Raw genomic sequence first — 20,194 nt, forward strand, 5'->3', positions numbered from 1 at the left:
GTGAAGGCCGCGGCGGCGGTGGGCAGGAATCGATCAGCGATTGTATCGAATCATGCGGATTCCCGTTGGATCAGAACGAGTACTGGGCCAGCAGCGTGTAACGCGGACCGCTCATGAAGACCTGGCGCGTGAAGTTGCCCGCGTGCTGCTCCATGATCTGGCGCGTGTACGAGTTGGTCAGGTTCGTCGCTTCCAGGCCGACGCGGAACTTGTCCGTGAAGTCGTAGAAGATCGAACCGTCCAGCTGGCCGTACGGTGCCTGGTACAACGGCAGGCCGAACGCCTGGTCGTTGTTCGTCGTCGGGATCAGGTACTTCGCCGGATCCGCCGCCGGGTTCGTGTTCAGGCCGTTGTTGCCGCGGCTGCCCCACTGGTTCACGCCCAGCAGGTAACGCGAACGCCAGTTGTAGGCGAGGCGCATCGACAGGCCGTGCTGCTCGTACATGACCGCGAAGTTGATCGTGTGACGCGACAGGCCCTGCAGCGGGGTCTTGCCGAACGCACGACCGTCGGTATCGCAACCGTTGATCGACAGGTTGTAGTTCGACGACGCGTCGTTACCCGAGCACCAGGCGTTGAACACCGGCTTGTTCAGGGTGCGCTCGCTCGACACGTAGGTCCAGCTGGCCTGCGTACCGATGCCCTTCAGCCAGTCGGGCACGAAGTCGTAGTACTGCTGGTGCGCGATCTCGAAGCCGCGGGCGTAGCCCTTGGCGCCGTTGACGGGACCCGTGACCACGAACGTTTGCGGCTTGCCGTTGACGTCAGTCGCCTTGTACGCGTAGTCCTGGGTGATGATGATGTCCTTCAGGTCCTTGTTGAAGGCCGAGAAGGTCAGCGAACCGGCTTTCGCGAAGTACCATTCCGCGGTCAGGTCGACGTTGGTCGACGTGGTCGGCTTCAGCATCGCGTTGCCGTCGCTGGTACCGGTCAGCGTCGTGCCGTTGAAGATGACATTCGTCGTATTGCCGGATGCATCGCGGATCGTCGTCTGGTTCGGCGCCGAGTTCAGCGTGGTCTGCACCTGCAGCTGGTTGAAGTCCGGACGCGCCATCGCCTTGGCCACGGCGAAGCGGAACTGCAGCTCGTCGCTGTACTTCAGGCGCAGGTTCAGGCTCGGCAGCCAGTTGTGGTACGAGTTGTTGTACGACTGGGCTTCCGCGAACGGCTTGATGTAGATGAGCGTGTCCACGCCGGTGACGGGAGCGTCGGTCGGGATGGTGACGCCGGCCGGGCTGTAGGCGACGTAGCCGCTGCCGGCGCCGGTCGTCTTCACGTAGCGGATGCCGATGTTACCGTCGATCGGGTACTTCAGGTCGTCGAAGCCGAAGCGCAGCTGCGTGTAGGCGGCGCGCGTCTTCTCGCTCTGCGTGTTGGTCGCGGCCGGGTCGTTGAAGGTCGCAGCCTTCCACGGGTCGCAGGTCGAACCCTGTTCCTTGCACAGCACGTCGTGATAGGCGTGGATCTTGGACCATTCGTCCGGGAAGCCGCGCACCACCGACTCGTTGGCGAACAGCATCGGCGGAATGTTGTACTTGCCGTCGAAGAAGTTGTCGATCTTCTGCAGCGACGAGCCGCCCGCGAAGCGCGGGTCACCCAGGCGGGCGACGTGGGGGATCTGCCAGCCTTCCATCCACGGGAACGTGATGGCCTGCCAGTTGTAGAACTTCTGGGCCTTGTGGTTTTCGCCGTCGCGGTTGGCCATGCGGAAGCCGAAGCGGACGTCGCGCAGCACCGGGTGGTCGAACGCATACTTGAAGTCCGTCTTCCACGCCTTCTGGGTGGCCGTGGCGTGATCCAGCGCTTCCTGGGTGTAGGCCCAGTAGTAGTTGTTCGGATCGGCCATGTAGGCCGGCGAACCCAGCGTGATCTGCGGGACGTTGCCGCGCATGTCCATCTGCTGGTTCGGCATGATGAAGCCGGTCGACACGTCGGCGTCGAAGCCTTCGGTCGTCGAATGGACGTGCTGGAAGTCGTTGGTCCAGGTCAGGTCCGGCGTCACGCGCCATTGCAGGTTCAGCGACGTGTCGCGGGTGCTCGATTCACGCGTGTTGATGCGCTGCGAGCTGTTGAACGGCGAGCCGCCATAGGTCGGGTTCGAGATCGTACCGCTCTGGAACACGCCGTTACTGTCGAAGACGGAATCCTGGCTCGCGACCTGCTGGTACCACTTGTCCTCGGACGACGTGACGACGTGCTCGTCCAGGTCTTCCTTGTACTTCGTCTTGAAGTAGGTCAGGGCGGCCGTGAAGTCGCGGTTCGGACGCCACTGGAAGGCGGCGTAGTCGCCGCGGCGGGTACGCTCGAAGTCCTGCGAGCGGTAACCGACGCCCAGCGGGATCCACTGGGTCTTGGAACGGTCGTACTTGGCCGGGTCGGTCGAGTTCACGTGCGGGAAATACGGGTCGACGCCGACGCCGTCCGAACGGGTCGGGCTCTTCGCGTGCGCGAAGTCGACCAGGGCGCCGAATTCGCCGAACGTGTCCGACTTCCAGCGGTTCGACAGCAGGATGGTGCCGGTCGGGGACGGCGCGCCCTTGCGCAGCGTCGAATACGATTCCGACACGCCCACGGTGCCCTTGAAGCCCTTGTAGTCGAACGGCATGGCCGTACGCAGGTTCACGAGGCCCGCGACGGCGCCTTCGACCTGTTCCGCGGACGGGTTCTTGTAGACGTCGACGCCGGCCATCAGCTCCGGTGCCACGTCGGCGAAGCCGAGCGAGCGGCCGCCGCCGGCCGAGAACGCGTCGCGGCCGTTGACTTCCGAACGCACGTACGTCAGGCCGCGGACGGAGACGCCCGAGCCTTCGACGGACTGGCGGTTCGGGTCGCCGGCCATGTTGCGGTCGATGGTGACGCCGGCGATACGCTGCAGCACCTCGGTGACCGAACGGTCCGGCAGCTTGCCGATGTCTTCGGCGACGATCGAATCGACGACTTCGTCCGCATTCTTCTTGAGTTGTTGCGCCGACTGCAGAGCCGCGCGCTGGCCGCTGATGTGGACCACGGTAGGGGCTGGGTTGGCCGTGGTGTCGGCGCTGGTCTGTGCCCATGCTGCGGCGCTGGAAAGGACGGCTACGTGCGCAACCGCTGCCGCAATCGCGGTCTTCTGGAAATTCCTCATTGTCTCCCCCCGATGATCAGGTTGTGTTGTTATGGAAAGCTCTAGCAAAGCCAGTGCGGATGTGATGCTTAACACTGGTTGTTATACGCTACCATAAAATTTTTATTGTTTGCTACTCAGTTGTCAGTTTTGTGACAACGCAACGTGTCTTTTTGCCGACAGCTAGAGCAAACAAACCGTTGCCAGGACCGCGCCGCCGTGCACAGGCAAGCCGGGAGAGCGCTTGGCCGATAGCGAACACGGTCCTGTGTTCAGAGTGAAAACCGCCTTGGAACGGGCGTTCACGTGCGAGCGTGTCACGCCTGACCCCGGCAGTAAGGTCACAACATCGATGTTATACGCAATCGATTTCATAACTGCCAAAAAAATCTTTTCGTGCGTGTGAGAAATACAACATCTGTGTCTTGGCAGCGCTACCTTTTCACAACGTCTCGTAGTGTTGCGGGGGTTAGCAGCTAAACATGCTAAACAAGCCACGTAACGGTATATTGACGTGTTAGCGCGAACATTTTTGCCTTGCGCATCTAACATCCCTTGGCTTAGGATACCGGTCATTAGCGCCATAAAAACAATTCCGGAGACACATGCGTAAATCACTCGCCCGCCAGACCGCCGCCGCGCTGGCCTTCCTTGCTGTCGCCGGCAATGCCATGCTGGCGCCCATCCCCGCGCAGGCCGCGGGCCACTACAAGCATTTCAAGACGGCGATCTACATCCCGGTGAACGTCACGCGAAGCCTCGTCGACCCGCAGGTCTTCGAGCACCAGTTCGCGCGTGCCATGAGCCAGGTCCCGTTCGACAAGGTCTACATCGAGGGCTACCGCGACAACCACTTCGCCAGCGACGCCGAGATCGAGGCCGTGAAGCGCCAGTTCCAGGCGAAGGGCATCGAGGTGGCGGGCGGCGTCACGCTGGCCGCGGGCGGATTCAACGGCCAGTTCATGACCTTCGATTACGAGTCGCCCAAGGACCGCGACACGTGCAAGCGCGCGATGGCACTGATGGCGCGCCATTTCGACCACGTGATCCTGGACGACTTCACGTTCTACACGTCGAAGTCGGACGCCGACATCAGGGCGAAGGGCAAGCGCACATGGACGGACTACCGCCTCGCCACCATGCGCAAGGTATCGAAGGACCTGATCATCGACCCGGCGCGGGCCGTCAACAGGAACGTCAACATCGTCATCAAGTATCCGAACTGGTACGAGCATTTCGAAGGCCTGGGCTTCGACCTCGCGCAGCAGCCCGAGATGTTCGACGGGATCTACGCGGGCACGGAGACGCGCGACCCGGTCATCACCGACCAGCTGCTGCAGCAATACGAGTCGTACAACATCATCCGCTACTACGAGACCCTCCGTAAGGACGGCAAGAATGGCGGCGGCTGGGTCGACACGTATTCGATCCGCTACGTCGACCGCTATGCGGAACAGCTGTGGGACACGATGCTCGCGAAGGCGCCCGAGATCACGCTGTTCAACTGGCACCCGGCCGCGCAGGACACGCCGGCCGAAGCGGGCGAGCGTCCGTGGGCCGGGCAGGACACCTCGTTCAATTGGGACCGCATCGTGGCCGACTGGAAGGCCGCGAACCCGGACGCGAAAGCGCCGCCGGGCTGGGGCCTCGCCGCCGGCGCCGCGCTGAAACAGATCGACGCGGTGCTGGACCAGCTGGGCAAGCCCACCGGCATCCCGACCTATCGCCCGGCCAACTCGTCGTCGGCGGAAGACTTCCTGCCCAACTACCTGGGTAATGTCGGCATCCCGATCGCCCTGACCGCGCGCTTCCCGCAGGATGCGCAGACGATCCTGCTCACGCAGGCATCGGCGGCCGATCCGGACATCCTCGACAAGGTGAAACGCCAGCTGGAAGCGGGGAAGGCGGTGTTCGTGACGTCCGGCTTCGTCAAGGCGACGCAGGATCCGAAGCGCAAGGACCGCGGCTTCCAGGACCTCGTCGAAGTCTACGCGACGGGGAACCAGGTGCTGCTGAACGACTACTACAACGGCTATGGCGCGGGCAACGGCGAATCGCTGCGCGACGATCCGAAGGTGGCGCCGCGCGACGTGCTGTTCCCGGAGCTGCACTACTTCACGAACGACGCGTGGCCGATCATCCGCGGCGTCGCGGGCGCGCGCGGCTTCCCCGTGCTGCTGATGAACCGGTATTCGAAGGGCGTTCTCTACATCCTGTCCATTCCCAGCAATATCGGCGACCTGTATAGTATGCCGCCAGGCGTGATGAACAGCGTGAAGACCTACCTGATGGCCGACGCGCCCGTCCGCATCGACGCACCGGCCGGCGTGAGCCTGTTCACTTACGATAACGGCGCCTACGTCATCCAGTCGTTCCGCGATACGCCGACGACGGTGAAGGTCGTGAAGCACGCGGTGGACGGCAAGGCGCGTCCGGCGGCCGAGACGGTGCCGGGCGCGACCCGCGACTCGGTGAGCGAGGTGGTGATTCCGCCCCACAGCTTCCGCGTCTACAAGGGCTAAACAGGTGTATGTACGCATGATGGAGACGCTGTAATGAAGTCGATGAAGCTGGCCCCAGCGGTGGCCCTTGCTCTGGCGTTGCTGGCGGGCCGCGTGACGGCACAACAGCAGGAGCCGTACGTGTGGGACAGCGTGGCGATCGGCGGCGGCGGCTTCGTCACGGCCGTGGTGCCCAGCCGCGCCGCACCGGGTGTTGCATATGCGCGTACCGACGTGGGCGGCGCCTACCGCTGGGATCCGCGCGAACGCCGCTGGACGGCGCTGCTCGACTGGGTGGCGGAAGACCAGACCGGGTACCTCGGCATCGACGCGTTGGCCATCGACCCGCGCGACGCCGACAACATCTGGCTCCTTGCCGGCATCGCCTACCTGAACGGCGGCCGCACCGCGATCCTGCATTCGACGGATGCGGGCAAGACCTTCTCCATCGTCGACGTCTCCAGCCAGTTCAAGACGCACGGGAACGGCATGGGCCGCCAGGATGGCGAGCGCCTCGCCGTCGATCCGGGCAACAGCAAATTGCTCTACGTCGGCACGCGCCGCGACGGCCTGTTCAAGAGTGTCGACGCGGGCCGCACGTGGGCGCGCGTGACGGCGCTGCCGGTGACGTCCACGCCGAACGACGTGGGCCTGACCGTCGTCGTGCCGGACCCCGCCAGCGTGAAGGAGGGCCAGGCGCGCCGCGTGTTCGTCGGCGTGTCGCGCTTCGGCGCCGTCGGCCCGAACCTGTACCGCAGCGACGACGCCGGCACGACGTTCGAACCCGTGGCCGGCGCGCCGGTGGACCTGATGCCCCAGCGCGCGATCCTCGACGGGGCAGGGAACCTCATCGTCACGTTCGCGAACGGCGCCGGCCCGCACCCGGACCGCACCGGGCGCGAGCCGATGGACCGCGGGCAGGTGTGGAAGTACGCGATCGCGAGCGGCGCCTGGACGAACATCACGCCCGCCGGCTGGACGCGGCCGTTCGCCGGCATCAGCGTCGATCCGAAGAATCCGCAGCGCCTCGTCGCGTCGACCATCAACACGTTCCTGCCGCAGGGCGACGCGAAGGGCGACCGCATCTTCCTGTCGAACGACGGCGGCGCCTCGTGGACCGACGTGATCGGCCGCGGTTTCGTGCGCGACGCGGCCGGCGTACCCTGGCTGAAAGGCCACTCCATCCACTGGGCCGGCTCCGTCGAGTTCGACCCGGCCGACACGCACGCCGTCTGGGTCACGTCCGGCAACGGCGTGTTCCGCACCGCGAACATCGATGCGTCGCCCACGACGTGGACGTTCACGGTCGACGGCCTGGAAGAGACGGTCCCGCTGGGCTTCGTCAGCATTCCCGGCGGCCCGCTCGTTTCCGCCATCGGCGACATCGACGGCTACCTGCACGACGATCCGTCGCGCCACGGCCGCATCCACGATCCGCAGATCGGCACGACGACGGGCCTGGCCTACGCCCCCAGGGATCCGAGGACGATGGTGCGCGTGGGGGACAGCATGCTCGTCACGCACGACGGCGGCGCCACGTGGACGAAGACCGCGGCCATCAAGGGCAGGCGCGGACAGGTCGCCATCTCGGCCGACGGCGCCGTGATCCTGCATGCGCCCGAAAAGGCGAAGGAGGTCTGGCGCTCGGGCGATGGCGGCACGACGTGGACTGCCGTCGCGGGCCTCGCGAAGGCCAACCTGCGGCCGGTGGGCGATCCGCTCGACGCGAAGGTGTTCTACGCGTACGACGACACCGCGCTCCTCGCCAGCACCGACGGCGGCGCCTCGTTCGCCCCGCGCGCGAGCCTGCCCGCGGGCGGGTCGCGTCTCGTGCGCGTGGCGCCGGGCCGGGGCGGGGACGTGTGGGTCGCGCTGAAGAACGGTGGTCTCGTACGTTCTACGGACGGCGGCGCCCACTTCGCGCCGCTGGCGGCCGTGCGCTATTGCGGCGCGGTCGGTTTCGGCAAGGCGGCGCCGGGGCACGACTACCCCGCGGTCTACATCTGGGGCGACGTGAAGGGCGTGCGCGGCATCCACCGTTCCATCGACGGCGGCGCCACCTGGACCCGCATCAACGACGATGCCCACCAGTACGGCGGACCGGGCGACGGCCAGTTCATCGTGGGCGACATGAACCGCTACGGCGTCGTCTACATGAGCACCGCCGGCCGCGGCATCGTCTACGGCAAACCCGCCGCCAACTGAACAACGCTTTTCGACAGCGATTTTTATGACCTCTATCTGTAATCGATTTCATCAGATGATGATCGCACTGGCGCTGGCCGGCGTCGTCTCCACCGCGCTGGCCGCACCCGACCTGGTGCTGCGCTACGACCGCCCGGCCCAGGACAACGATCAGGGCTGGGAGAAGGAAGCGCTCCCGATCGGCAACGGCCGCATCGGCGCGATGGTGTTCGGCGGGCTCGCGCGCGAGCACCTGCAGTTCAACGACATCACCTTGTGGTCGGGCGACGCGAAGGAGACGGGGACGTATCAGCCGTTCGGCGACGTCGTCGTGGACCTGCCCGGGCACGACAGGGATGCGCAAGACTATCGGCGCACGCTCGACATCGCGCGCGCCGTCCACACCGTCACGTACACGCACGGCGGCGCGCACTTCCGGCGCGAGGCGTGGGCGAGCCATCCGGCGCAAGTGATGATCCTGCGCCTGACGGCGGACAAGCCGGGTCAGTACACGGGATCGATCGCGCTGTCGGACCGCCACGGCGCGCATCTCGCCTCCAGCAAGGACACGCTGTACGCGACGGGCACGCTGGCCGGCTGGACGCTGCCGAACGAGGCGCCGACGACCAACACGCTGGACTACGCGAGCCAGGTGCGCGTCGTGAACGAGGGCGGCAAGGCAGTCATCGAAAACGGCCGCATCGTGTTCACGGGCTGCGACGCGCTGACCGTCATCGTGGGCGCGGGCACCAGTTATGTCGCCGACGCGGCGCAGCACTTCCGCGGAGAGCATCCGCTGGCGCGCGTCACGGCGCAGGTTGCGGCCGCGGCCGCGCGTCCCGCCGACCAGCTGCGCACCGAGCACGAACGCGACGTGGCCACCCTGCTGGGCCGCGTGCAGCTGGACCTGGGCGCGACGGCGGCGGACCGCAAGGCGCTGCCGACGGACGCGCGCGTGCTGGCGTACACGAAGGACGGCAACGACCCCGAACTGGAAGCGCAGTACTTCCAGTACGGCCGCTACCTGCTGGCGTCCAGCTCGCGCGGTTCGCTCCCGGCCAATCTGCAGGGCCTGTGGAACAACAGCCTCACGCCGCCGTGGCGCTCGGACTACCACACGAACATCAACGTCCAGATGAATTACTGGCCGGCCGAGGTGGCGAATTTGTCCGAGATGGCCAAACCGTTCTTCGGCTTCGTGACGAGCGTGGCGCCGGTGTGGCGCCAGGCGACGGCGGCGGAATTCAAGACCAGGGATAAGCAAGGGAAGATGCGGCCGGTACGCGGCTGGACCCTGCGCACGGAATCGAACCCGTTCGGCGGCATGAGCTATACCTGGAACAAGACGGGCAACGCGTGGTACGCCCAGCACTTCTGGGAACACTACGCGTTCACGCAGGATAAAGCGTTCCTGCGCGAAGTCGCGTACCCGATGATGAAGGAGGCGAGCGCGTTCTGGCAGGACTACCTGAAGGAACTGCCGGACGGCCGCCTCGTCGCGCCGCAGGGCTGGTCGCCCGAGCACGGCCCCATCGAGGACGGCGTCACGTACGACCAGGAGATCGTCTGGGACCTGTTCAACAACACGGTGGAAGCGGCGGACGTGCTCGGCGTCGACAAGCCGCTGCGCGACAGGCTCGCCCGTATGCGCGACCGGCTCGCGGCGCCGAAGGTCGGCAGCTGGGGCCAGCTGCTCGAGTGGCTCGACGAGAAAAAGGATCCGGTGCTGGACACGCCGGGCGACACGCACCGCCACGTATCGCATTTGTTTGCGCTGTTCCCGGGCCGCCAGATCAGCCCCGCGCGCACGCCGGCGTTGGCCGCGGCCGCGAAGCGCACGCTGGAAGCGCGCGGCGATGCGGGCACCGGCTGGTCGATGGCGTGGAAGATGGCGTTCTGGGCGCGCCTGTACGACGGCGACCACGCCTACAGGATGCTGCGCGGCGTGCTGGCCAGCCCCGGCGCGCGCGCGGCCCAGCAGGCCAGCGCCGGCTCGGAGCAACTGAATGCCGGCGGCACGTATCCGAACCTGCTGGATGCGCATCCGCCGTTCCAGATCGACGGCAATTTCGGCGCGACGGCCGGCATCGCGGAGATGCTGCTGCAGTCGCAGGCCGGCGCGATCCAGCTGCTGCCGGCGCTGCCGTCGGCGTGGCCGGATGGTGAAGTGAAAGGCCTGCGCGCGCGCGGCGGATTCGAGGTCGACATGCGCTGGACGCGCGGCCGTCTCGTCGATGCCGTCGTGCGCAGGGTAGCAGGCAGCGGTGCCGCGACCGTGCGCTATGGCGCGCGCACCGTCGCGGTGAAACTGCGTCCGGGCGACAGCGTGCGGCTGGACGCGGCACGGTTTTGAGGAGTTCAGAGGCAGACCCTGAGAGGTCGTCTCTTTGCAGTGAAGGGCACCGTCATTCGATGGGCCCTGTTGTCAGCCAAGAGGAGATGTAAATGTATCAGTTCAAGAAAACAGCCATCGCCGTGGCCGTAACGCATGTCGCGTTGCTGGCCGGCGGGATGGCGGCCGCGCAGACGGGGCCCGGGGCGCCGACGGCAAGCAATGTCGTCGTCGTGACGGGCCAGCGCGCCGCGCTCGATTCGGCGCAGGCGCTCAAGCGCGATGCCGACGAGATGGTCGATTCGATCGTCGCGGACGACATCGGCAAGCTGCCGGACCGTTCGATCACGGAAGTGCTGCAGCGCGTGGTCGGCGTCACCATCGACCGCACGATGTCGAAGGGCGACCCGGAGCACTACTCGGTGGAAGGCTCGGGCGTCACGATCCGCGGCCTGTCGTACACCCGTTCGGAGCTGAACGGCCGCGATTCGTTCTCGGCCAACGGCGGCCGCTCGCTCAACTTCGAGGACGTCCCGCCGGAGCTGATGGCCGGTATCGACATCTACAAGAACCCGTCGGCGGAACAGATCGAAGGCGCCATTGGCGGCCTCGTGAACCTGCGCACGGCGATGCCGTTCGACTTCAAGGGCCGCAAGATGGCCGCGTCGCTGCAGGACACGTATTCGGAGCTGAAGAAGGGCAAGCGCCAGCCGTCCGGCTCCTTCATGTTCTCCGACCGCTGGAAGACGGGCTTCGGCGAGATCGGCGCCCTGGTCGACTACGCGTATTCGGAGAGCGGCACCCGTACCGACGCGTTCCAGGTCGAACCGTATTACCAGCGCAGCGACGTGGTCGCCGGCCAGAACGTGTGGGTGCCGAAAGGCTCGCAGTACCGCACGCTGAACTTCGACCGCAAGCGCCAGGGCCTCTACGGTGCGCTGCAATGGAAGCGGGACGCAAACCTGCAGTCGTCGCTCACGTACTTCAAGTCGAAGTACCGCATGCAGTGGGACGAGCAGGCGATCTTCTCGTCCGCCAGCCCGTACAACATCGGCGTCACGAACGGCACCTACGGCACCAACGGCCAGCTGCTGACCGGCACCCTGACCGACGCCACCGACAAGGGCATCGATTTCGGCGCCGACACCCGCGCCGCCAACCGCAAGTCGCAGACGACCGACATCTCGTGGCACCTGATGTGGCGTCCGAACAGCGACTGGCAGATCGACACCGACGTGCAGCGCGTGCGCGCGACGAGCAACAGCTTCGACTCGACCGTCGCCACGGCCGTCAAGATGCCGTACGAGAACGTGGACCTGTCCGGCTCCGTACCGAAGCTGACGTTCGACGACGTCCAGACCGCCTACCTGGCCAATCCGGCCAATTACTACTGGGCGTTCACGCAGGAACACTTCGACGACAGCCATGCCGGCGAATGGGCGTGGAAGACCGACGCGAAGTACACGTTCGACCATCCGGTCCTGCGCGACGTGCGCTTTGGCGTGCGCCTGACGAAGGCCGATTCGACGACGACGAACTCGAACCCGAGCTACAACTGGGCGGCGATCACGCAGCCGTGGCAGTCGGACACGGGCGGCCAGCTCGCGTACCTGAGCGATCCGCGCTTCTCGAACCAGACGCAGGTCCACCAGTTCACGAACTTCTTCAACAATAACACCGCGGTCCCGTCACTCGTGTTCCCGAACGTGGCGCTGGCCACGGGCTACCCGGGCAGCTATGCCACGCTGCACAGCTACCACGACATCCTGTGCCAGCAGGCGAACCAGGCGAACGGCACGACCAACCCGTGCACGCCGTGGTCGCCCGCGACGTTCGGCACCGACCCGGCCGGCACCAACGACCTGTCCGAGCGTACCGGCGCGTTCTACACGCAGCTGCGCTTCGGCTTCGACGACCTGAAGTACCCGATCGACGGTAACATCGGCGTGCGCTATGTGCAGACGCTGCTGAAGGCGCACGGCTACACGGTGTTCAATCCGAACATCACGCAGCCGGCCGAGGGCACGACGGTCGTCGGTCCGGAAATCCCGAACATCGCGGCATTCTCGACGCGCCAGGACTTCGACAACCACTACCACAATGTGCTGCCGAGCCTGAACCTGCGCATGAAGGCGACCGACAAGCTGCAGTTCCGCTTCGCGGCCGCGATGGGCATCTCGAAGCCGGACTATTCGCAGCTGCAAAGCTACACGACCCTGTCGGAAAACGTCGACCAGACCACGACCGGCAACGTCGTCACCGTGAACAACGTCGGCCTGACGGGCACGGGCACCGGCAATCCGAAGCTGCGTCCGGTGCAGTCGCGCCAGGTCGACCTGTCGGCGGAGTGGTATTTCGCGCCGGCCGGTTCGCTGACGATGGCCGTCTTCAACAAGCAGTTGAAGGACATCATCATCAACCAGTCCTACGGCTACAACGTCGCGGGCGTGACGGGCACGCCGTACACGTTCACGGTCACGGGCCCGGTCAACGGCGCGCGCGGCCATGCGCGCGGCATGGAGATCGCGTACCAGCAGTATTTCGACAAGCTGCCGGGCTGGATGTCGGGCTTCGGCGTCCAGGCGAACTACACCTACGTGGACAGCAAGGAAGACCTGTACCATCCGGTCAACTCGGCGTTCTGCACGGGCAGCTCGAACGGCGCGGATAACCTGAACCTGAACCAGAACGGCTGCGACACCAACGGCGCGACCTTCGGCAACCTGCCGCTGCAGAACCTGTCGAAGAACGCCTACAACCTGGCCCTGTTGTACGACAAGGGCAAGGTCTCGGCGCGCCTCGCGTGGGCATGGCGTTCGAAGGCACTGCAGAACGTGAACGTCAACGGCACGAACGGCACGGACGGCCGCCGCGTCGACCCGGCCACGGGCACGACGCAGACGGTCGCGTGGGCGTTGCCGACGTGGTCGGACAGCTATGGCCAACTGGATGGTTCGTTCTTCTACAATATCAACGAGCAGCTGTCGCTCGGCGTGGAAGCGCAGAACCTGACCAACTCGAAGTACCGACAGCTGATGCAGCAGTCGATCGGCATGATGACCCGCGCGGTCTTCGTGTCCGGCCGCCGCTACACGGCGTCGCTGCGCTACTCGTTCTAAGCGCATCACGGACGGGCGGCCGCTCATTTTCGACACTGGCCGCCCGTTTTTACAACCACCGCGACCGAAGGAGACCCGTTCGCATATGAAATCCATGTCCTTCCGCCTGCTGGCCGCCGGCCTGCTCGCCGCCACCACCTGCCACGCCGCGTACGCCGCGTCCGAACTGCCCCGCATCGTGGGCAAGGACGGCCGCTACGCCCTGATGGTCGACGGCGCCCCGTTCCTGATCCTGGGTGGCCAGGCCCACAATTCCAGCAACTACCCGGCCGCGCTGCCGAAGGTCTGGGCCGCCATGAAGGACGTGCATGCGAACACGCTGGAGATTCCCGTCGCGTGGGAACAGATCGAGCCGAAGGAAGGGACCTTCGACTTCAGCTACGTCGACAAGCTCGTGCAGCAGGCACGCGAGCACAAGACGCGCCTCGTGCTGCTGTGGTTCGGCACCTGGAAGAATACCGGCCCGGCGTACGCGCCGGAATGGGTCAAGTTCGACAACAAGCGCTTCCCGCGCATGATCGACAAGGACGGCAAGACGAGCTACTGCCTGTCGCCGTTCGGCGAAGCCACGCTGGCCGCCGACAAGAAAGCCTTCGTCGCGCTGATGGAGCATATTAAAAAGATCGACTCGGACAAGCGCACCGTGATCATGGTGCAGGTCGAGAACGAAGTGGGCACCTATGGCGTGGCGCGCGACTACGCGGCGCGCGCCCAGGCCGCGTTCCAGCAGCCGGTGCCGGCCGCCGTCCTCGCGCACCAGCCGCCGCCGGCGGGCCGTGCGAAGCAGGGCTCGTGGAGCGAAGTGTACGGCGACTACGCCGACCAGTATTTCCATACGTGGGCCATCGCCAGCTACATCGAAGACATCGCCAAGGCCGGCCGCGCCGTGTACGACCTGCCGATGTACGTGAACAACGCGCTGCGCGCGCCGGTGCTGGACAAGCCCGCGCCGCCGTGGAAGGCGGACTTCGCCTCCGGCGGCCCGACGTACGACGTCATCGGCATCTATAAGGCGGCCGCGCCCCACATCGATTTCGCCGGCCCCGACATCTACATGCCGGAGTCCAGCAACGTGAGCGCCACGCTGCAGCTGTTCCAGCGCCCGGATAATCCGCTGATGGTGCCGGAGATGGGCAATGCGGCGGGCTATGCACGCTACGTCTACCAGATCATCGGCAAGGGCGCATTGGGCGTCGCGCCGTTCGGCTTCGACTACGCCATGTACAGCAACTATCCGCTGGGTTCGAAGTACACGGACAAGCGCATGATCGAGCCGTTCGCGAAAGTCTACGACGTGTTCGCGCCGATGCAGCGCGTGTGGGCGAAGTGGGCGTACGAAGGCCGCACGTACGGCGTCGCGGAAGGCGACGACCGCAAGCCGCAGACCGTGACCATGAACGGCTGGAACGCGCACCTGTCGTTCCGCGAATTCCAGTTCGGCGAGCGCGAATACCTGAAGGACAAGAACGAATACGCGGAAGGCACGGACCAGCCGTCCGGCGGCGCCGCGATCGCGCAGATCGGCCCGGACGAATTCGTGATCGTGGGCCAGCAGATCCGCGTGAAGTTGTCCGGCACCGGTCCGAATGCCGGCAAGCCCACGGGTTATGCGCGGGTGGAAGAAGGTCGCTTCGACGCCGACGGCAAGTGGGTCATGGAACGGAACTGGAATGGGGACCAGACCGACTATGGCCTGAACCTGCCGGCGGTGCCGACGGTGTTGAAGGTGAAGATGGGGTCGTACTAAAACAAACAATACCTCGCGGCGGTGCAAAATCGTCGTCGTTCCCGCGAAAGCGGGAACCCATGCTGCGCGTCTTGAGCCGATTCAGTATGGATTCCCGCGTGCGCGGGAATGACGACGTTAGCGGCGTCGCTTTACTCTAGGAGACAATCATGCAATTAACGCGAATCGCAGCCGCCGCGCTGCTGCTGGCCGCAGGCGGCCACGCCCTCGCAGGCACCGTCCAGAAAACGGCCACCGGCATCGAAGTGCGTCCGGACGCCGGTCCGGCGAAGCTCGTGCGCCTCGAGGTGATGGCCGATAACATCGTCCACGTCGTCAAGCTGGACCAGGAAGGCAAGCAACTGACGCCGTCGCTGATGACGGTCGCCAAACCGTGCAACAGCTGCGCGTTCACCGTGGCCGACGGCAAGGATGCCGTGACGCTGAAGGCCCAGAAGATCTCGGCGCAGGTGTCGCTGAAGGATGGCCAGGTCCGCTTCTTCGACGCGGCCGGCAAGGCATTCCTGACGCAGGCGGCGGAAACCATCACGCCGATCCAGGTGGGCGGCAAGCCCTACCTCGCGATCAAGGAAGGCTTCAACTACGGCACGAAGGATGCGTTCTACGGCCTGGGCCAGCACCAGAACGCGCAGATGAACTACAACGGCGAAGACGTCCTGCTGCAGCAGCACAACATGATCGCGTCGGTGCCGTTCGTCGTCTCGGACAAGAACTACGGCCTGCTGTGGGACCAGAACTCGATCACGCGCTTCGGCGATTCGAAGCCGTACGCGTGGCTGTCGCGCGACCTGAAGCTGACGGACGAGCAGGGCAAGCCGGGCGGCCTGACGGCGCGCTACTACATCGACGGCAAGCTCGCGCTGACCCGGCAAGAGAAGGACATCGCCTACCAGTTCCTGAAGGACGTCGAGGAATTCTGGCCGAAGGAACTCCCGTCGATGAAGGCGCTGGGCGGCAAGGACGTGAAAGTCGTGTGGGACGGCGCGATGGCGAGCCCGAAAGCGGGCGTGCACAAGATGCAGCTGTACGCGTCGGACTACGCGACGCTCACCGTCGACGGCAAGCAGGTCATGGACGTGTGGCGCCAGGGCTGGAACCCGTGGTACCACAACTTCGAGGTGAAGTTCGCGCCCAACAAACCCGTCAAGCTGCACCTGGAATGGAAGCCGTCGGGCGGCATGATCGCGATGACGCACAACGATCCGCTGCCGGCACCGGAGCGGCATTCGCTGACGATGTCGTCGGAGATCGCCGAAGCCGTCAACTACTATGTGATCAGCGGCGACAGCATGGACAACGTCATCGGCGGCTACCGCACGCTGACGGGCCAGCAGCCGATGATGCCGAAGTGGGTGTACGGCTTCTGGCAGTCGCGCCAACGCTACGAGACGCAGCAGCAGCTGCTGGACACGGTGTCCGAATACCGCAAGCGCGGCTGGCCGCTGGATAACATCGTGCAGGACTGGTTCTACTGGCCGGAAGACGGCTGGGGTTCGCACGACTTCGACAAGGTCCGCTTCCCGGATCCGAAGGGCATGGTCGACGAAGTGCACAAGCAGCACGCGCATATCATGATCTCCATCTGGGGCAAGTTCTACGCCAATACCGACAACTACAAGGAACTGGCGGCGAAGGGCCACATGTGGACGAAGAACGTCGAGGACGGCGCGCTGGACTGGGTCGGCAAGGGCTACAAGAACAGCCACTACGATCCGTACACGCAGGAAGCGCGCGACATCTACTATCGCCAGATGAAGGACAAGCTGGTGGCCAAGGGCTTCGACGCCTGGTGGATGGACAACACCGAACCTGACGTGCTGTCGAATTCGCGCCTGGAAGACTTCAAGAAGCTGATCGGGCCGACCGTCTACGGTCCGGGTGAGATCACGTTCAACCCGTACAGCCTCGTGCACTCGGGCGGCATGATCGAAGGTCTGCGCCGCGACCAGCCGGACAAGCGCCAGTTCATCCTGTCGCGTTCGGGCTTCGCCGGCATCCAGCGCAACTCGGTCGCCGTGTGGAGCGGCGACACGGCCGGCCGCTGGAACAACCTGTACGACCAGATCGCATCGGGCGTGAACTTCTCGATGTCCGGCATCCCGAACTGGACGCACGACATCGGCGGCTATGCGCAGGAGAACCGCTTCCAGTACGGCGACGTGGGCTCCGCGCAGGAAAACCGCGCCACGACGGGCGGCCAGGCCAAGCCGGAAGACATGAAGGAATGGCGCGAGCTGAACCTGCGCTGGTTCCAGTTCGGCGCGTTCTCGCCGCTGTTCCGCTCGCACGGCGAAGTCGTGAAACGCGAGATCTACAACATCGCGGCCGGCGACGACGCGATGCGCGATTCGATGGTGGGCTACCTGAAGCTGCGCTACCGCCTGATGCCGTACATTTATTCGATGGCGGCCGACACACACTACGCCAACGGCACCATGATGCGCGGCCTCGTGATGGACTTCCCGAAGGACGACAAGGTCAAGGACATCAAGGACCAGTACCTGTTCGGCCACGCGCTGATGGTGGCGCCGGTGACGTCGTACGGCGCGCGCGAGCGCACCGTCTACTTCCCGGCGGGCGCGGACTGGTATGACTTCGACACCGGCAAGCGCTACGCGGGCGGCACCAGCGCGAAGGTGGATGCTCCGCTGAACCGCATCCCCGTGTTCGTGCGCGCGGGCGCCGTGATCCCGACCGGTCCGGTCACGCAGTATGTCGACGAGAAGCCGGACGCGCCGATCGTGCTGCAGGTGTACGCCGGTGCCAACGGCCAGGCGAGCCTGTACGAGGACGACGGCGTGACCAATGCGTACGAGCGCGGTGAGTTCAGCCGCATCCCGTTCAGCTACGACGACAAGACAGGCACTGTCACGATCGGTGCCCGGAGCGGCCAGTACAAGGGCATGCCGCAGACGCGCCAGATCAAGGTGCGCGTGCTGCGTGCCGGCGTGGCGACGAGCGCGGACATGGATGCGGCCGACAAGACCGTGACCTATGACGGCAAGCCCGTCACCGTGAAGTTGTGAAGCGGGGACTCCCGTTTGCGCTGACGCTCGCACTGGCCGGTTCGGCCAGTGCGGCATCGCCGCGCGCGACGCCGGTGGACGCGCAGGCGGACGCCCGCACGCGTGCGGAATACACGTGGCTCGTGCAGACCTGGGGCCGGCAGACCATCGCCGGCCAGCAGGACCTGACGTGGAACGACAGCGTCGACATGGCGCGCCGCGTGTTCGACGATACCGGCAGGTATCCGGCGCTGATGGGCTTCGACTTCATGAACACGTGGCGGGAGGGCGATGGTTCGCACCAGGTCGATGAAGCCATCGCCTGGGCGCGCCGCGGCGGCCTCGTGACGTTCTGCTGGCACTGGCGCGACCCGTCGGCGCCGGCGGGCACGCAGGGCAACTTCTATGCGCGCGAGCCGGATGCGCGCAAGAACACGGCGTTCACGATCCCCGTGCGCGCTGGCCGGCTCGATACGTCCAGCCCCGCGGGCCGGCAGATCGACGCCGACATCGACCGCGTGGCCGTGGAACTCGGCAAGCTGCAGGCGGCCGGCGTGACGGTCCTGTGGCGGCCGTTGCACGAAGCGTCGGGCAGCAACGGCGACGGCTGGTTCTGGTGGGGCCGCAAGCGCGCGGACGGCGTGTCGAATGCCGAGGCCTACAAACTGCTGTACCGGCACATGTTCGATCGGCTCGTGCGCGAGCATGGCCTGCACAACCTGATCTGGGTGTGGAATGGCCAGGACGCGGGCTGGTATCCGGGCGACGACGTCGTCGACATCGCCGGTTACGACGTGTACGATGAGCGCGACCGCAAGACGTACCGGTCGCAGATCGACATCTACCGCCGCGTGGCGGCCATCGGCCCCGCGACGAAACCCGTGGCCATGACCGAGAACAGCTACATTCCGGATCCCGACAACATGCGGCGCGACGGTGCGCGCTGGCTGTGGTTCCTGACGTGGAACGACGGCCGCGCGCCCGCCGGCACGTCCGACAAGGACAATTTCTGGACCGGCGATTATTACAACAACGCGGCGCACAAGACGAAGGTGTATCGCCACCCCGACGTGATCACGCTCGACGAGCTGCCCGCATTCCTGAAAGCTCCCCAATGAAACGACTGACCAAGACTTTCGTGCTGGCCGCGCTGCTGCATGCCGGCCTCGCGTGCGCGGCCGTGGCCGTGGCGCCCAGCGACAAGCACCTGCTGTACACGGGCCGCATCGACTTCGCCCAGCCGGACGCGCCCGTCATCACGTGGCCGAACACGGCCATCGCCGGCAACTTCACGGGCACTTCGCTGTCCGTCACGCTGGACGACGAAAAGGGCAAGAACTACTTCAACGTCTTCATCGACGGCGACACGGCCAGCCCGCTGATCATCGAAGCGGGCCAGGGTTCGAAGAAGTACGACGTGATCGCGGGACTCCCTCCGGGCAAGCACAGCTTCCTGATCACCAAGCGCACGGAAGGCGAGGAGGGCGCGACCGTGTTCCGCGGTCTCGAACTGGCGGACGGCGGCCAGATGCTGGCGCCGCCCGCCCGTCCCAAGCGCCGCATCGAATTCTTCGGCGATTCCATCACGAGCGGCATGGGCGACGAAGCCCCGCTGAACGGCCGCGACGACGTGGGCCGCGACAAGAACAGCTACCTGTCGTACGCGGGCATCACGGCGCGCGCCCTGAACGCGGAACTGCACCAGACGTCGCAGAGCGGCATCGGCGTGATGATCAGCTGGTTCCCGTTCACGATGCCGGACTTCTACGACCAGCTGAGCGCCGTCGGCAACAACGACACGCGCTGGGATTTCGCGCGCTGGACGCCGGACGTCGTCGTCATCAACCTGCTGCAGAACGACCGCTGGCTGATCGGCGACCGGCACCAGCTGCAGCCGGAGCCGGACGACGCGGGCCGCATCGCCGCGTACGAGACGTTCGTCAAGCGCATCCGCCAGCTGTACCCGAAGGCCTACATCGTGTGCGCGCTGGGCAGCATGGATGCGACGAAGCCGGGGTCGCAGTGGCCGGGCTATATCAAGTCGGCGGTGGAAGACATGCGCAAGGGCGGCGACCAGCGCATCGATACCGTGTTCTTTCCGTTCACCGGCTACGGGCAGCATCCGCGCCTGAAGCACCAGCGTGACAATGCGGGGATCCTGACGGCGTTCATCAAGAAGAAGATGAACTGGTGAAACCGTCGT

9 protein-coding genes are annotated in these 20,194 nt (G+C 65.5%); 8 read left to right on the forward strand and 1 reads right to left on the reverse strand.

From position 1 onward, the window contains the following. Nucleotides 1-70: 70 nt before the first annotated feature. Nucleotides 71-3,007, reverse strand: coding sequence for a TonB-dependent receptor (locus tag ACEN9G_RS27575; RefSeq protein WP_413341692.1), 2,937 nt, complete (start codon nucleotides 3,005-3,007; stop codon nucleotides 71-73). A gap of 701 nt (nucleotides 3,008-3,708) precedes the next feature. On the opposite strand from ACEN9G_RS27575, the gene ACEN9G_RS27580 reads away from it, so the two are divergent. The 8 genes from ACEN9G_RS27580 (at nucleotide 3,709) to ACEN9G_RS27615 (ending at nucleotide 20,185) form a co-directional block, all read left to right on the forward strand. Then, nucleotides 3,709-5,625, forward strand: coding sequence for a hypothetical protein (locus tag ACEN9G_RS27580; RefSeq protein ID WP_413341694.1), 1,917 nt, complete (start codon nucleotides 3,709-3,711; stop codon nucleotides 5,623-5,625). Between the two features lie 33 nt (nucleotides 5,626-5,658). Then, nucleotides 5,659-7,809, forward strand: coding sequence for a beta propeller repeat protein (locus tag ACEN9G_RS27585; protein WP_483127290.1), 2,151 nt, complete (start codon nucleotides 5,659-5,661; stop codon nucleotides 7,807-7,809). A 55-nt stretch (nucleotides 7,810-7,864) separates the two neighbouring features. Continuing rightward, nucleotides 7,865-10,141 carry a glycoside hydrolase family 95 protein gene (locus tag ACEN9G_RS27590; protein ID WP_483127291.1) on the forward strand — a complete coding sequence of 759 codons (2,277 nt, stop codon included), beginning with the start codon at nucleotides 7,865-7,867 and terminating at the stop codon, nucleotides 10,139-10,141. A 92-nt stretch (nucleotides 10,142-10,233) separates the two neighbouring features. Next, the gene (locus ACEN9G_RS27595) at nucleotides 10,234-13,239 is read left to right on the forward strand and encodes a TonB-dependent receptor (RefSeq protein ID WP_413340785.1); all 3,006 of its coding nucleotides are present in this window, start codon (nucleotides 10,234-10,236) and stop codon (nucleotides 13,237-13,239) included. 85 nt (nucleotides 13,240-13,324) lie between these two features. After that, the gene (locus ACEN9G_RS27600; protein ID WP_413340783.1) at nucleotides 13,325-14,986 is read left to right on the forward strand and encodes a GH35 family beta-galactosidase; all 1,662 of its coding nucleotides are present in this window, start codon (nucleotides 13,325-13,327) and stop codon (nucleotides 14,984-14,986) included. Nucleotides 14,987-15,135: 149 nt separating this feature from the next. After that, complete coding sequence (locus tag ACEN9G_RS27605; RefSeq protein ID WP_413340781.1) at nucleotides 15,136-18,012, forward strand: glycoside hydrolase family 31 protein; 2,877 nt, start codon at nucleotides 15,136-15,138, stop codon at nucleotides 18,010-18,012. Further along, nucleotides 18,009-19,109, forward strand: a complete 1,101-nt coding sequence (locus ACEN9G_RS27610; RefSeq protein ID WP_413340780.1) for a glycosyl hydrolase — start codon at nucleotides 18,009-18,011, stop codon at nucleotides 19,107-19,109. Before ACEN9G_RS27605 ends, ACEN9G_RS27610 begins: the two co-directional genes overlap by 4 nt. Beyond that, complete coding sequence (locus tag ACEN9G_RS27615) at nucleotides 19,106-20,185, forward strand: SGNH/GDSL hydrolase family protein (RefSeq protein WP_413340778.1); 1,080 nt, start codon at nucleotides 19,106-19,108, stop codon at nucleotides 20,183-20,185. Before ACEN9G_RS27610 ends, ACEN9G_RS27615 begins: the two co-directional genes overlap by 4 nt. The last annotated feature ends 9 nt before the right edge of the window (nucleotides 20,186-20,194 follow it).

The sequence above is a fragment of the Massilia sp. Masssp94 genome, assembly GCF_059491305.1.

Coding starts and splice junctions, on each gene's coding strand:
- ACEN9G_RS27605 (WP_413340781.1), top strand. CDS start 15,136: ATGCAATTAACGCGAATCGCAGCCGCCGCGCTGCTGCTGGCCGCAGGC.
- ACEN9G_RS27585 (WP_483127290.1), top strand. CDS start 5,659: ATGAAGTCGATGAAGCTGGCCCCAGCGGTGGCCCTTGCTCTGGCGTTG.
- ACEN9G_RS27615 (WP_413340778.1), top strand. CDS start 19,106: ATGAAACGACTGACCAAGACTTTCGTGCTGGCCGCGCTGCTGCATGCC.
- ACEN9G_RS27600 (WP_413340783.1), top strand. CDS start 13,325: ATGAAATCCATGTCCTTCCGCCTGCTGGCCGCCGGCCTGCTCGCCGCC.
- ACEN9G_RS27595 (WP_413340785.1), top strand. CDS start 10,234: ATGTATCAGTTCAAGAAAACAGCCATCGCCGTGGCCGTAACGCATGTC.
- ACEN9G_RS27590 (WP_483127291.1), top strand. CDS start 7,865: ATGATGATCGCACTGGCGCTGGCCGGCGTCGTCTCCACCGCGCTGGCC.
- ACEN9G_RS27580 (WP_413341694.1), top strand. CDS start 3,709: ATGCGTAAATCACTCGCCCGCCAGACCGCCGCCGCGCTGGCCTTCCTT.